This window comes from Streptomyces sp. NPDC030862, assembly GCF_055571835.1.
Genome location: NZ_JBVIEN010000004.1, coordinates 387194 through 400849, shown reverse-complemented (window position 1 = coordinate 400849; position 13656 = coordinate 387194). Strand labels below are relative to the sequence as shown.

The window sequence follows — 13656 nt, the reverse complement described above, 5'->3', positions numbered from 1 at the left end:
CCGTGGCGAACACGACCACCCGGGGCCGGGGCGCCGGATCCCCTGCCCGTCGCTCCCTGCCGGCCGCCGCCCGCGCGGCGGCCAAGCGCGCCGAGCGGGCCGCCCCCGGCGCCCCTGTGGTGTCCGGCCGGACCCTGCGCGCGCGGGAGGAGCCGGGCGCACAGGCACCGCCGCCGGAGCCGGACTGGGAGGCCCCCGACTGGGAGGGACCGGACGGGCCGCCTCCGGGGCGCCGGCGCCCCGCGCTGCTCGCCGTGCTCGCCGTGCTGCTGGTGGCGGGGGTGGTGGCGCTCGCCGTGCTCGTACGGGCGTACGCGGACGGGCGGGGCACCGACCGGGCGCGGGCGGAGGCGGCCGAGGCGGCGCGCGAGGCGGCTCCGGTGGTGCTCTCGTACGACCACCGGCGCCTGGAGAAGGACTTCGCGGCGGCGCGGGCGCGTCTGACGGGCGCGTTCCGCGACGAGTACCGCAGGACGACCACGAGCGTGGTGGCGCCGACAGCGAAGAAGTACCGGGGCGTGGTGAAGGCGTCGGTGGTCGAGCCGCCGGACGGTGGCGCCCCGGCGGTGTCGGTGGTGTCGGCCTCGCCGGACCGGGCCGTGGTGCTGCTCTTCGTGAACCAGGTCACCACGAGCACCCAGGTGTCGGGGCCGCGCGTGGACCTGAACCGGGTGCGCATGACGCTCACGCGCACGTCGGAGGGGTGGAAGGTGAGCGCCGTCGACGCGCTCTGACCCAGCGCTCTGACCCAGCGCTCCGACCCGGCGCTCCGGCCCTTCCGCCGACTCTTCCGGCCCCTTCTTTCCGTACAACCGCACAGGGATCCCCAGGCGCCTTCCGGGCCATCGTCCGGAAGGCGCCTTTTTGTGTGCCCGTTTTGCGTGCCGGTCTTGACAGCCGTCCCCCCCGCCAGGCAATCTTCCGTTAAGCAGAAACGAACTTCCGCAATACGGAAGGAGCGCCGAACCCCTCATGGGATACACGGACCAGCGCTTCGATGTGAACCTGTCGATCCTCTTCACGGAACTCCCGCTCCTGGAGCGCCCCGCGGCTGCCGCCGCGGCGGGCTTCACGGCGGTCGAGCTGTGGTGGCCCTGGATCGAGACGCCCACGCCCGACCAGAGCGAACTCGACGCCCTGAAGAAGGCGCTGGACGACGCCGGCACCCAGCTGGTGGGCCTGAACTTCTACGCCGGCGCCCTTCCGGGCCCGGACCGCGGCGCACTGTCCGTCCCGGGTGAGGAGTCGGACCGCTTCCGCGCCAACATCGACGTGGCCGCGGACTTCGCCGCCTCGGTCGGCTGCAAGGCGCTCAACGCGCTCTATGGCAACCGCGTCGAGGGCGTCGACCCGGCCGTCCAGGACGAGCTCGCCCTGGAGAACCTGGTCGCCGCGGCCCGCGCCGCCGACCGGGTGGGCGCGATCCTCCTCGTCGAGACCCTCAACAAGCCGGAGTCGCCGCTCTACCCGCTGGTGAGCGCCCCGGCCGCGATCGAGGTCATCGACAAGGTGAACGCGGCGACCAGCCTCGGCAACGCCAAGTTCCTCCTCGACATCTACCACCTGTCGATGAACGGCGAGAACGTCGGCGAGGTCATCGAGGCGTACGCCGCGAAGACCGGCCACGTCCAGATCGCGGACAACCCGGGCCGTGGCGCGCCGGGCACCGGCTCGCTGCCGCTGGAGGAGCTGCTCGACCAGCTCAAGAAGGCCGGTTACGACGGCTGGGTCGGCCTGGAGTACAAGGCCGGCGACCGCCCGAGCGCCGAGTCCTTCGACTGGCTCCCGGCCGAGGCCCGCGCGGCCCGCTGACTTCTTCCCGCACCACCAGTTTTTGAGAGGCACCTCATGAGCAATCTCCCCAAGATCGCGTGGATCGGCCTCGGCATCATGGGCTCCCCCATGTCCGAGAACCTGATCAAGGCCGGCTACCAGGTCACCGGCTACACCCTGGAGCAGGACAAGCTGGACCGCCTGGCCAAGGCGGGCGGCACGGCCGCCGGCTCGATCGCCGAGGCCGTCAAGGACGCCGACGTGGTCATCACGATGGTGCCCGCCTCCCCGCAGGTCGAGGCCATCGCCTACGGCCCCGAGGGCATCCTGGAGAACGCCAAGTCGGGCGCCCTGCTGATCGACATGTCCTCGATCACCCCGCAGACCTCCGTCGACCTGGCCAAGAACGCCAAGGAGAAGGGCATCCGCGTCCTGGACGCCCCCGTCTCCGGCGGTGAGGCCGGCGCCATCGAGGCCGTACTGTCGATCATGGTCGGCGGCGAGCAGGCCGACTTCGACGAGGCCAAGCCGATCCTCGAGGCCCTCGGCAAGACCATCGTGCTCTGTGGCCCGCACGGCTCCGGCCAGACGGTGAAGGCCGCCAACCAGCTCATCGTGGCGGTCAACATCCAGGCGTGCGCCGAGGCCGTCGTCTTCCTGGAGAAGTCCGGCGTGGACCTCGCCGCGGCCCTGGACGTCCTCAACGGCGGTCTGGCCGGCTCCACGGTCCTGACCCGCAAGAAGGACAACTTCCTCAACCGCGACTTCAAGCCCGGTTTCCGGATCGACCTGCACCACAAGGACATGGGCATCGTCACCGACGCCGCCCGCAACGTGGGTGCGGCCCTTCCGGTCGGCGCCGTGGTCGCGCAGCTCGTCGCCTCCCTGCGCGCGCAGGGCGACGGCGGCCTGGACCACTCGGCCCTGCTGCGCGCCGTCGAGCGCCTCTCCGGCCAGCAGGTCTGATCCCGGTGAGCCGCCGGTTCCGCCCGGCGGCTCGCCCGAGGGCCTGAGGGCCCTCCCCCCGGCATCCGGGCCGTGGCTGCGCTGACACCTGTCCTGTCGCGCCCAAGCGCAGCCGCGGCCCGGATTCACCACCTTCATTTCAACAAACTGTTGACGATTCATCGGGAGCGAATTTACGCTCCTGACACCGCTCAGCAGCTCCTGCACGGAAGGTCACCATGTCGAAGCGCGTGCTTACGACCGAGTCCGGCGCCCCGGTCGCCGACAACCAGAACTCCGCCACCGCCGGCGTCGGTGGCCCGCTCCTCCTCCAGGACCAGCACCTGCTGGAGAAGCTCGCCCGCTTCAACCGGGAGCGCATCCCGGAGCGCGTGGTGCACGCCCGTGGTTCCGGTGCGTACGGCTACTTCGAGGTGACCGACGACGTCACCGCGTACACCAAGGCGGACTTCCTCTCCGAGGTCGGCAAGCGCACGGAGCTCTTCATCCGCTTCTCCACCGTGGCCGACTCGCTGGGTGGCGCGGACGCCGTCCGCGACCCGCGCGGCTTCGCGGTGAAGTTCTACACCGAAGAGGGCAACTACGACCTCGTCGGCAACAACACCCCGGTGTTCTTCATCAAGGACCCGATCAAGTTCCCCGACTTCATCCACTCCCAGAAGCGCGACCCCTTCACGGGCAAGCAGGAGCCGGACAACGTCTGGGACTTCTGGGCGCACGCCCCCGAGGCGACGCACCAGATCACCTGGCTGATGGGTGACCGCGGCATCCCGGCCTCGTACCGTCACATGAACGGCTACGGCTCGCACACCTACCAGTGGACGAACGCCCAGGGCGAGGCCTTCTTCGTCAAGTACCACTTCAAGACGAACCAGGGCATCCGCTGCCTGTCGTCCGAGCAGGCCGCCGAGGTGGTCGGCAAGGACGCGAACTCGCACCAGACCGACCTGCTCCAGGCCATCGAGCGCGGTGTGAACCCCTCGTGGACCCTGTACGTGCAGATCATGCCGGCGCACGAGGCGGCGGACTACCGCTTCAACCCGTTCGACCTCACCAAGGTGTGGCCGCACGCCGACTACCCGCTCCAGCGCGTGGGCCGCATGGTCCTGGACCGCAACCCGGACAACGTCTTCGCCGAGGTCGAGCAGGCCGCCTTCTCGCCGAACAACTTCGTTCCCGGCATCGGCCCCTCCCCGGACAAGATGCTCCAGGGCCGCCTCTTCGCCTACGCGGACGCCCACCGCTACCGCCTCGGTGTCAACCACACCCAGCTCCCGGTGAACGCCCCCAAGGCGACGGTCGCCGACAACTACGGCCGCGACGGCTTCATGGCCACCCGCAACGGCTCGCGCCACGACAAGAACTACGAGCCCAACTCCTACGCCGGTCCCGCACAGACCGACGCGGCGCTCTCCGCCCCGCTGGCCGTCGCCGGCTACACCGGCACGCACGCCGCGCCGCTGCACACCAAGGACGACGACTTCTTCCAGGCCGGTGAGCTCTACCGCCTGATGTCGGAGGAGGAGAAGCAGCGCCTGGTGGCGAACATCGCCGGCGGCCTGTCGCAGGTCTCCCGCGAGGACGTCATCGAGAAGAACCTGGCCCACTTCCACGCCGCCGACCCGGAGTACGGCAAGCGCGTCGAGGAGGCGGTCCGCGCCCTGCGCGAGGACTGAGCCTCACCAGGCGGCGTACGGCGACCGACGGGAGGTCTGTCGCCGTACGCGGTCCGGAACACCGGCCCGGATGAGGGGTGGTCGGTGTGACGGACCAGATCGAGGACCGTGGCGGCGTGCGAGCCAGTGCGGTGGTAGGGAGCCCGTCCCCTTCTTGACCTGAAGGAAGGGACGACGGAACCTCCCGTCGCCGCCGCCGCGGTCCCGATACCTCCCCCATGATCTCCGTCCGGCGGCGCGAACGTCCTGTCGCGCCAGCCTCGCACCGTCGGACGGTCACCACGTATCCACGTGTGAGCAACTGAAGATCGCAGAGCCGAGCGCGGCGTTGGGTTTACGGTCCCCAACGCCGCGCTCTTCTGTGTTCGCTTCCAGCTGTGGCGGCGTGGTGTTGCCCTTTCAGCATCCTCCGTTACGGTGCGGGCACCCACTCGCCCGACACCAGGGGGACGCATGGCACGGCGCCTACGCAAGGTCGGCACCAACAGCGGGAACAACGGTTGCCCCACCCTCTACGAGACGCCGACCGGCGCCTACATCGTCCAGGGCGACAGGGTCACCGACCCGGCCGAGCTCAGCCAACTCGACAACCTCACGAACGAGGAGGGCGCCGTCGTCGTGCCGCGCGAGCTCCTCGCCAACTTCGGCCCGAAGGAGCCCGTGCACGTGCCGCAGTGGATCGGCTTTGACGAGTTCGACGGCATGTTCACCAGTCTCAAGCACTCCGCGTGGCGCCTGGAGTCCCGTCGCCGCTACGCCTGGGACGAGCACCAGGACACGTACCGCCAGTTCGCGGCCGGCGCCCTGGTCGAGTGGGACCTCGATGACCCGTGGTGCCGCGAGCGTCGCGAGCAGACCGCGCTCGGCAAGCGGTTCGAGCGCGTACGGATCGTCGATACGCCTGCAACACCCGGGCAGCTGTACCTCGCCAACAACGCGCATCGCAACCGTGCCGTGGGTGAGGACATCCGCACGCTCACCCGTGCCCATGCCGAGGAGCTGCGGCTCCCCGAAGAGGACTTCTGGATCTTCGACTCTCGCGTTGTCGCACTCCTCCACTTCGACCAGGCGGACGAGCTGACAGGGGTAGAGCTGGTCACGAATCCCGTCGAGGTGCTGCGTTACTGCCAAGTACGCGAAGCCGCGTGGCATCACGCGGTACCGTCCAAGAGGTGACGACCGACTTCCAGCAGGCCCGTGCCGCCCTCGGTGAGCGCCTGCGCGAGCTGCGCGGCCCTGTGTCGGGCCGCGCGTTCGCGGAACGCCTCGGTTGGGGGCAGTCGAAGGTCTCCAAACTGGAGACGGGCCGCCAGACCGCCACTGTCGATGACGTCCGCGCGTGGGCCGAGGCTGCTGAGCAACCGGAGGTCGCGGCCGAGCTGGTGGCCCGCGTACAGGGCCTGGAATCGAGGGTGCGCTCCTGGCGCCGGCAACTGTCCGCCGGACACCGGCCTGTGCAGGACGCCCTCACCGCCGAGTACGAGCGGTCGTCCCACCTACGGGCGTGGGAAAGCTCCATGATCGTGGGCATTCTCCAAACCGCCGACTACGCACGGGCCATCTTCACCCGCTACAGCGAGCTGCACCAGTCCGTTCGGGACACCGACGACGCAGTCCGGGCGCGCATGCGGCGCCAGGCGCTCCTCTACGAGCCCGGCCGCGTCTTCGACATCGTCATGTGGGAAGCCGCCCTTTACGCTGCCGTGTGCCCCCCGGCGGTCCTCGCCGCCCAACTGGACCGACTTGTCGGTGTTATCGGCCTGGATACCGTCCGTCTCGGCATCGTCCCGCTCGGTGCCGCCGCGGTCCTCCCGCCTGCCGGTGGCTTCTGGATGTACGACGAGCGCCTGGTGATCGTCGAGGACTGGCACGCCGAGCAGTGGCTCGACGACAACGACAGCCTGCAGCTGTACCGCCGGGTGTGGGAGCGGTTGGAGAAGCCCGCCGTCTACGGTGCCTCCGCCCACAGGATCATCGCCCGGGCGCGGGCCGCGCTCGCCGCTGCTTGAGCATCCACGGGAATCACCGAAGGCGTCCTGAGAATCATTCGGAATCACGGGCGCCGTAGATTCTCGCGCATCCCTACCGTCCTGCCCATGACGGCGATCACTGATAGTCGAAGGCACTGCACCTACTGTCCGAGGCCGGACGCCGACGCATGTGTGCGGGTCCACAGAGATGAGCACGGCGGGTACCACGTGTTCGCCCATCAGCAGTGCGCGGCGGACCGTGGCGAATCCCCGCTGTACAAGGTGCTCCCGACCCGGGCACCCAGCCGGACCAGCGCCGGCGCCCTGTGGCTCGCGTCCGTGATGGACCCGCCGTCGATCATCCTGACCCAGTGGGCCGACAACCCCGACCACCTCGCCGACGTACCGCTCGGCGTACGGTTCGACGTCCTGCGCGCCACCGACTCCCTCGGTATGCGGGCCCTGGACGAGCTGGCCAACATGCCCGCCCCGCTCGGGCCCGTGCTGTACTGCCGGCCCCGCCAGACCGTCGAGTTTCTCGTACCGGCGGGTGCGGTCGAGACGTGGGAGGACCTGCGCGGCACGGTGTGCGTGGGGCGCGGCGGTGCGCTGCTCTGCCCGGCGCCCGGTGTGACGGGTCGCGGCCGGACGTGGCTGTATCCGCCGACCGGCGACGGCGTGCTGACGGACCCCCGCCTCCTGCGCGGCCACCTGCGCCGCGCCTACGAGCGGAGGAGGCCATGACGGGATCGAACGGCGGTGCACGGCGAGTCCGAGAAGCTGGAGCCCATCGAGTGCGGGTCCGGCGCCCGTCCGGACGACTACCGGCATCCCGACTGCGGACCGCGCGACGCCCCGTACACCCGGCGCACCTCGACCGAGCGCCACCTCTGAGCCCCGCCACATCCGGCACCACCTACACAGGAGGCACAGATGAGCGACACGATGGCCGACGGCGGCAAGCACGGCGGCGAGCCGTCCGACAAGCCGTGAACGCCGCCGCCCGCCCCGCCGTCGCCCGACGGCTCTGGCCCGAGCAAGCACACCGGGAGCTGATGGCCATGACGACCGCCCCGAAGGGCGGGCACGCCGCGCTCGTGGAGGAGCTCTACGAGCGCGGCCTGCTCGACGAAGACTGGCGCGCGGTGTGGCACGCCGTACCCCGTGAGCCGTTCATCCCCCAGCAAGTCTGGCGGCAGGGCCCCACTCAGTGCGTGCCCGTCACCGCCGAGGCCGACCGGCTCGCCCTCATCCACAGCGACGAGCCCGTCGTCATCCAGCTCGACGACGGACACGCCGACGGCCCCGGTACCGCCACCTCCTCCAACTCCCAGCCCTCCATGGTCGCCCGCATGCTGCGGCTCCTCGACGTCGTGCCGGGCAACCGGGTGCTGGAGCTCGGCACCGCCTCCGGGTACGTCGCCGCGCTGCTGTCCCGGCGCTTGGGCGACGCACGCGTGTACAGCATCGAGGTCGACCCCCGCCTGGCCCCCCACGCGGCCGCCACCCTGCGCGCGGCCGGTTACACCCCGAACCTCGCTTGCGGCGACGGTGCGTGCGGGTGGCCCGACGAGGCTCCGTTCGACAGGATCATCGCCACCTGCGCCCTGCGCCACATCCCGTACGAACTCGTCCAGCAGGTACGGCCCGGCGGCCTCATCGTCGCGCCGATGGCGCGGGACTTCTGGAGCGGCGCGCTCGTACGCCTACGCGTAGGCGACGACGGCGCCGCCTCCGGGTACTTCCACAGCGGTGCCTCGTACATGCCGATGCGCTCCCACCGGGCCTCCGCGGCGGCTCCGGTGGACGACTCCACCGCCCGCGCATCCAAGAGCGCGGTGCATCCGCAACAGGTCCTCTCCCTCGGCTTCGCGCTGTACGCGGGCACCCGCCTTCCAGAAGTGCGGCTGTGGCACAGCGAGCACGAAGGCACCACGCACGTGTGGGCGCAGGACCACGACGGCTCAGCGGCCACGGCGACCGGTGACGAGGTGTGGCAGTACGGACCACGGGACCTGTGGAGCGAGATCGAGCACACCTGGCAGGAGTACGACGACCTCGGCCGCCCGAAGATGAGCGACTTCGGCCTCACCGTGCGCGCCTCACACCAGGAGGTGTGGCTCCAGGCACCATGCCGCGTCATCAAACCGACGAGCTGACTCCGAAGAGAACGTACCTACGTGCCGCCGTCATCGATCATTGATCGCATGGACCAGCCCACGCGTATCAGCACGCTCACCCTGAGGCATGCGATACCGCATCCTCTCGCGATAGAGCAGTGGGCGGAGGTGCGCCCGATGATCGACGACCGGGACGTGCTCGGAGAGATCCATCCCGACGGGGTGGCGAGTTGCTCACGCCGGGAGTGGTTCGGACCGGCCGAGGAGTGGCCGTTGGCAGCGCTGGAGGAACCCCGACAGATCGAACTCTCCAACAACGACTGCGACACCGGCTGCTGCGGGGGCGTCTTCGTCACCATCCAACGGCAGGGCAACCGCGTGGTGTGGTCGTCCTGGCTGAACACGGACGACACCCGGGTACCTGTCCCCGCGGACGTCCACTTCGATGCGGCTCAGTACGACGCCGAGCTGGCACGTGCCGTCGCCGACACCAGCTGGGAGGAGCCCGTGGACACCGTCGCCCGGCTGCTGTGCCAGGAACTCGTGAGCAGTGACTGGTTCGAGCGGTGGGAATGCGTTGTGAACCGTGTGGAGCTCCGGCGCGACGCACCCGAAGGGGTGAAGGTGCACTTCAGCCACCGTCGCAACACAGTGGCGCCCCTCTCCGACTTCGTCTTCGACCTGCCCGTCACCCGGGACGAACCGGCTGGGGAACAGGCCCGGCGGGTCATCGATCTCATCACCGCCGACGACCCCCGCGAGACTGCCGAGCGGAAGTGAGCCCTCGCCCTGACACCGCCGCCCGCTCGGCCGCGGCGGCGCGCGGCCGGTCGGGGAGCGTTCCATCGGGTTCAGTGGTGGGTCGGGTCCACGATCACGTCCAGGACCGTGCGCACCACGCGGTAGGTCTCCGCTGTGCCTTCATCCGTCACCTGCTCCTCCTGCTGCCGCGCCCAGTCCCGGGCGAGCCGGATACGGCGGAGCAGTTCGTCCGAGTCCACAATCCCATCGGCCATGAGAACCCGGGTACCCAGGATTCGCCGGATACGCGCATCGGAACCGTCCCGTACGACGGGTGACGACTACGGAGAGTGGGTAATACCTCACCGAGCATCACGCGCAGTCGTGTACCTGACACGACCGGCGACCTTTCCCCCTCCCCCACCCCGACCGAAGGGGGTCCCCATGGCGTGGTATCCCGCCGCCACCCGTATGGAGTTACAGCCGGAGTCCGACGGCCAACCGGCGATCCGGCCCACGCAGTTCATCCTGCACAGCATCGCCGCGCCCTGGACCGCGCGCCGGATGTACGAGTACTGGCGCGACTCGACCAATTTGGAGAGTCATTTCGGGCTCGGGTACGAGGGCGACCTCGCCCAGTACATCGGCACCGAGACCCGGGCCGACGCCAACTACCAGGCCAACCGGCGGCCTGACGGTACCGGGGCCGTGTCCATCGAGACCGCGTCGAACCTCAAGCACACCGATCCGTGGACGGACCGGCAGGTCGAGCAGCTCATCCGGCTGGGCGTCTGGCTGCACCAGCGCCACGGCATCCCGTTGCGCGTCTGCCGCAGCGCCTCGGACCCCGGTTACGGCTACCACCGGCTGCACAGCGCCTGGGCCGTGTCCGGCACGGCCTGCCCCGGCGACGCGCGCGTGCGCCAGTTCAAGAACGTCGTCTTCCCCGGGATCGTCGCCCGGGCGAGCGGCCAGTCACCGCCCCCCACCCAGGAGGACCCCATGCCGAGCGTCATCACCGAGTCCGTGTCCGGCGGTCCGGCCCTCGTGGCGGGGCAGTACCTGCTGCTGCAGATGGCCAAGGACACCGCGCTGCTCCAGGGCCCGTGCGCGTACACGGTCACCGCGTACGCGACGGTCCGCGGCCAGGCGGGTACCCGGGTCACGCTGCGGTTCCTCAATCTGGCGCTGTCCACCAAGCACCGGTCGCACGACCTGCCCATCGACTGCGGCGTGATCGGCCCCGACGGGGTGCTGAACGTGGCCGCCACGCGCAACGGCAGCCTGCCCGCCGACGTACAGCTGAAGGTCGAGATCAAGGCGGACCGCGCCGCCCGCGTGGAGCACCGCGTCCTGCGCGCCCTCCGCTGGCCGGCCTGAGCCGGAACGGCCCCGGGACGGCCCCGGAACGCCGCGCGGCCCCCGCCCCGAGCACGCTGCTCGGGACGGGGGCCGTTCTCCCCCCGGATATGCGGTTATGCGGTCATGCGGTTCGCGTCGCGGGTCAGGCGAGCGGGCGGATCGCCGTCGGGGCGTGGCCCGGCTCGGTCGCCAGCTCCTCGAACTCGGTGACATTGCTCATGTCGACCGTCTTGCTCATCGCGATGTTGGTGATGCGCTCCAGGATGGCCTCGACGACCACCGGGACCTGGAACTCCTGCGCCAGCTTCTTGGCCTCCTCGAGGGCGGCACCGAGCTCGTTCGGGTCGGTGACGCGGATGGCCTTGACACCCAGGCCCTCGGCGACCTTGACGTGGTCGACGCCGTAGACGCCGATCTCGGGGGTGTTGATGTTCTCGAACTCGAGGTTGACCTGGAAGTTGATGTCCAGGTTGACCTGCGCCTGACGGATCAAGCCGAGGTAGGCGTTGTTCACGAGCACGTGGACGTAGGGGACCTTGTGCTGCGCGGCGACGGCCAGTTCCTCGATCATGAACTGGAAGTCGTAGTCGCCGGAGAGCGCGACGATCGGGGTCTCCGGGTCGGCGACCGCGGCACCGATCGCGGCCGGGATGGTCCAGCCGAGCGGGCCGGCCTGGCCGCAGTTGATCCAGTGGCGCGGGCGGTAGACGTGCAGGAACTGCGCGGCCGCGATCTGGGAGAGGCCGATGGTGGTGACGTAGCGCGTCTCCGGGCCGAAGGCCTTGTTCATCTCCTCGTACACGCGCTGCGGCTTCATAGGAATGTTGTCGAAGTGCGTGCGGCGCTGCAGGGTGGCCTTGCGCTCCTGCGCGGAGGCGGCCCAGGCGCTGAAGTCCGGGAGCTCGCCCGCGGCCTTGAGCTCCTTCGCCACCTCGATGAAGAGCTCGAGCGCGACCTTGGCGTCGGAGGCGATGCCGTAGTCGGGGGCGAAGATCTTGCCGATCTGGGTCGGCTCGACGTCGACGTGGACGAACTTGCGGCCCTTGGTGTAGGCCTCCATGTTGTAGCCGGTGTGGCGGTTGGCCCAGCGGTTGCCGATGCCGAGGACGAAGTCCGACTCCAGGAACGTCGCGTTGCCGTAGCGGTGCGCGGTCTGGACACCGACCATGCCGGCGGCCAGCTCGTGGTCGTCCGGGATGGTGCCCCAGCCCATCAGGGTGGAGATGACCGGGACGTTCACCAGCTCGGCGAATTCGACCAGCAGGTCGGACGCGTCGGCGTTGATGATGCCGCCACCGGCGACGATGAGCGGGCGCTCCGACTCCAGCAGGAACCGGATGGCCTTCTCAGCCTGGGCGCGGGTGGCCTGCGGCTTGTAGACCGGGAGCGGCTCGTACGTCTCCGGGTCGAAGTCGATCTCGGTCTGCTGGACGTCGATCGGCAGGTCGATGAGGACCGGGCCGGGACGGCCGGAGCGCATCAGGTGGAAGGCCTGCTGGAAGACGCCCGGGACCTGCGCGGCCTCGAGGACCGTGGTCGCGGCCTTGGTGACGGGCTTGGCGATCGAGGCGATGTCGACGGCCTGGAAGTCCTCCTTGTGGAGCTTCGAGACCGGGGCCTGGCCGGTGATGCAGAGGATCGGGATCGAGTCGGCGATCGCGGAGTACAGGCCGGTGATCATGTCGGTGCCGGCGGGGCCGGAGGTGCCGATGCAGACACCGATGTTGCCGGCCTTGGCCCGGGTGTAGCCCTCGGCCATGTGGGACGCGCCCTCGACGTGGCGGGCGAGCGTGTGGCTGATGCCACCGCCCTCCTTCAGCGCCTTGTAGAAGGGGTTGATGGCCGCGCCCGGGACCCCGAACGCGTTGGTGATGCCCTCACGCTTGAGGATCTCAACTGCCGCTCGGGCAGCGGTCATACGAGGCATGGAGTGCTCCTGCTTCGGCCTGGCGGATCGGGCTCTGTCGCGCCACCTGAGAGCGTCGATTCCGTAATGCGGAAGTGTACTTCTGTTATGTGGAACAATTTAGGGTCGTTGCGCCGATGGCGTCAAGCGGCGACCGTTCGACTCGGGCCGCAATGGCCGAAGACCTCCCCAAGGAGCCACGCGTCGTGGACGATGGGTCACGGAGTGAAGGGGGCCATCGTGGGCGAGGGCGTGGAGCGGGGCGCGGAGCGCGCCGAGAAGGGCGTGGGAGAGGCCGTGGGCGAGGGCATGGGTGAGAAGGTGCCGGTACGCTGCCCGGCCTGTCGGCGCGCGCACGTGTACGCGCCGCCCGTCTATCCCTGCGCCTGTGGCGCGCCGGTCGCGCCTCCCCTCCTCAAGGGAGCCCCCGCCGAGCCCATCACCCACCGCACCTGGACCGACGAGTGGGTCACCGTCCGCTGCGGGGCGTGCGGGCGCCAGGACCAGTGGCCGCAGCCCGAGCTCGGCTGCCCGTGCGGCACGGTGCTGCGCGTGCCCGTACGTCCGGTGACCTCGGTACCGCCGCAGGCGTGCCGCGCGGCGGGGCCCGCGGCCGGCCCTACCGCGACCACGACGGGCGTCAGCAGGGTCCCGGCGCAGGCCCCGGCGCCCTCCTCGGCCCCCGCCCCCTCTTCTCCCTCGTCCCCCTCTTCCCCCTCGCACATCCCGCTGCCGCGCACCGCGGCGGTGCCGCGCCCCTCCTTCCGTCCGGTGACCATCCGCACGGCGCGGGACGCCGTCACCGCGGCGGCGCGCTATCTGCGCTGGCTCGGCTTCCGGGAGGTCGTCCAGCCGGACGAGCGCCCGGTGGGGTCGTACGGCATCGACCTGCGCGGGCCGGGGCTCGTCGCCCAGGTCGACCCGACGACCAGGCCCGTGTCGCTGCGCGCCGTCGAGTGCCTGTGGCTCAACGGCCTGGCGGCCGAGGCGGTGAGCGTCTCCTTCTCACTCGCCGGCTACGACGAGGCCGCCCGCGCCCGCGCGGACGACCTCCGGCTGCCGCTCTTCGTGATGGACCTGACGGGCACGCCGCAGCCCGTCAACAGCTCGGCCGACGAACTGCTGGCGCGGGGCGCGTAGGC

Annotated in this window: 14 protein-coding genes; 12 read left to right on the top strand and 2 right to left on the bottom strand. The window is 70.3% G+C overall.

Annotation, left to right across the window (positions count from 1 at the left end; genetic code table 11):
* The first annotated feature begins 2 nt into the window (after positions 1-2).
* The 10 genes from ACZ42X_RS13630 to ACZ42X_RS13585 all read left to right on the top strand — a co-directional run bounded on the left by ACZ42X_RS13630 (position 3) and on the right by ACZ42X_RS13585 (position 9285).
* A complete protein-coding gene (locus ACZ42X_RS13630) occupies positions 3-734 on the top strand; it encodes a hypothetical protein (protein ID WP_468288329.1) in 732 nt (243 codons plus the stop codon).
* Positions 735-972: 238 nt separating this feature from the next.
* Complete coding sequence (locus ACZ42X_RS13625; RefSeq protein ID WP_468288326.1) at positions 973-1812, top strand: TIM barrel protein; 840 nt, start codon at positions 973-975, stop codon at positions 1810-1812.
* A gap of 36 nt (positions 1813-1848) precedes the next feature.
* Positions 1849-2739 (top strand): 2-hydroxy-3-oxopropionate reductase, encoded by an 891-nt coding sequence (locus tag ACZ42X_RS13620; RefSeq protein ID WP_361416295.1) that lies wholly within the window; start codon positions 1849-1851, stop codon positions 2737-2739.
* Between the two features lie 218 nt (positions 2740-2957).
* Positions 2958-4415 (top strand): catalase, encoded by a 1458-nt coding sequence (locus tag ACZ42X_RS13615; RefSeq protein WP_468288323.1) that lies wholly within the window; start codon positions 2958-2960, stop codon positions 4413-4415.
* Between the two features lie 453 nt (positions 4416-4868).
* Positions 4869-5591 (top strand): DUF6879 family protein, encoded by a 723-nt coding sequence (locus ACZ42X_RS13610; RefSeq protein ID WP_468288320.1) that lies wholly within the window; start codon positions 4869-4871, stop codon positions 5589-5591.
* A complete protein-coding gene (locus ACZ42X_RS13605) occupies positions 5588-6424 on the top strand; it encodes a helix-turn-helix domain-containing protein (protein ID WP_468288317.1) in 837 nt (278 codons plus the stop codon). The genes ACZ42X_RS13610 and ACZ42X_RS13605 overlap by 4 nt, the downstream gene beginning before the upstream one ends.
* A gap of 189 nt (positions 6425-6613) precedes the next feature.
* A complete protein-coding gene (locus tag ACZ42X_RS13600; protein ID WP_468288314.1) occupies positions 6614-7129 on the top strand; it encodes a hypothetical protein in 516 nt (171 codons plus the stop codon).
* A 15-nt stretch (positions 7130-7144) separates the two neighbouring features.
* On the top strand, positions 7145-7279 hold the full coding sequence (locus tag ACZ42X_RS13595) for a hypothetical protein (RefSeq protein WP_468288312.1): 135 nt from the start codon (positions 7145-7147) through the stop codon (positions 7277-7279).
* 167 nt (positions 7280-7446) lie between these two features.
* A complete protein-coding gene (locus ACZ42X_RS13590; protein WP_468288309.1) occupies positions 7447-8544 on the top strand; it encodes a methyltransferase domain-containing protein in 1098 nt (365 codons plus the stop codon).
* Positions 8545-8592: 48 nt separating this feature from the next.
* Positions 8593-9285, top strand: a complete 693-nt coding sequence (locus tag ACZ42X_RS13585) for a hypothetical protein (protein WP_468288306.1) — start codon at positions 8593-8595, stop codon at positions 9283-9285.
* Between the two features lie 71 nt (positions 9286-9356).
* Here the strand turns inward: ACZ42X_RS13585 and ACZ42X_RS13580 are convergent, their stop codons facing one another.
* Positions 9357-9521, bottom strand: a complete 165-nt coding sequence (locus ACZ42X_RS13580; RefSeq protein WP_468288303.1) for a hypothetical protein — start codon at positions 9519-9521, stop codon at positions 9357-9359.
* Between the two features lie 169 nt (positions 9522-9690).
* On the opposite strand from ACZ42X_RS13580, the gene ACZ42X_RS13575 reads away from it, so the two are divergent.
* Positions 9691-10626: a peptidoglycan recognition protein family protein gene (locus tag ACZ42X_RS13575; protein ID WP_468288301.1), complete on the top strand. Its 936-nt coding sequence runs from the start codon at positions 9691-9693 to the stop codon at positions 10624-10626.
* A 124-nt stretch (positions 10627-10750) separates the two neighbouring features.
* On the opposite strand, the gene gcl is transcribed toward ACZ42X_RS13575, so the two are convergent.
* Positions 10751-12535, bottom strand: a complete 1785-nt coding sequence (gcl, locus tag ACZ42X_RS13570) for a glyoxylate carboligase (RefSeq protein WP_468288299.1) — start codon at positions 12533-12535, stop codon at positions 10751-10753.
* 288 nt (positions 12536-12823) lie between these two features.
* On the opposite strand from gcl, the gene ACZ42X_RS13565 reads away from it, so the two are divergent.
* The gene (locus ACZ42X_RS13565) at positions 12824-13654 is read left to right on the top strand and encodes a hypothetical protein (RefSeq protein WP_468288776.1); all 831 of its coding nucleotides are present in this window, start codon (positions 12824-12826) and stop codon (positions 13652-13654) included.
* Positions 13655-13656 lie beyond the last annotated feature (2 nt).

What these genes read in the sequence shown, in the direction of transcription:
- ACZ42X_RS13590 (WP_468288309.1), top strand. Translation starts at nt 7,447, where the DNA reads ATGACGACCGCCCCGAAGGGCGGGCACGCCGCGCTCGTGGAGGAGCTC.
- ACZ42X_RS13610 (WP_468288320.1), top strand. Translation starts at nt 4,869, where the DNA reads ATGGCACGGCGCCTACGCAAGGTCGGCACCAACAGCGGGAACAACGGT.
- ACZ42X_RS13615 (WP_468288323.1), top strand. Translation starts at nt 2,958, where the DNA reads ATGTCGAAGCGCGTGCTTACGACCGAGTCCGGCGCCCCGGTCGCCGAC.
- gcl (WP_468288299.1), bottom strand. Translation starts at nt 12,535, where the DNA reads ATGCCTCGTATGACCGCTGCCCGAGCGGCAGTTGAGATCCTCAAGCGT.
- ACZ42X_RS13585 (WP_468288306.1), top strand. Translation starts at nt 8,593, where the DNA reads ATGGACCAGCCCACGCGTATCAGCACGCTCACCCTGAGGCATGCGATA.
- ACZ42X_RS13580 (WP_468288303.1), bottom strand. Translation starts at nt 9,521, where the DNA reads ATGGCCGATGGGATTGTGGACTCGGACGAACTGCTCCGCCGTATCCGG.
- ACZ42X_RS13565 (WP_468288776.1), top strand. Translation starts at nt 12,824, where the DNA reads ATGGGTGAGAAGGTGCCGGTACGCTGCCCGGCCTGTCGGCGCGCGCAC.
- ACZ42X_RS13625 (WP_468288326.1), top strand. Translation starts at nt 973, where the DNA reads ATGGGATACACGGACCAGCGCTTCGATGTGAACCTGTCGATCCTCTTC.
- ACZ42X_RS13620 (WP_361416295.1), top strand. Translation starts at nt 1,849, where the DNA reads ATGAGCAATCTCCCCAAGATCGCGTGGATCGGCCTCGGCATCATGGGC.
- ACZ42X_RS13575 (WP_468288301.1), top strand. Translation starts at nt 9,691, where the DNA reads ATGGCGTGGTATCCCGCCGCCACCCGTATGGAGTTACAGCCGGAGTCC.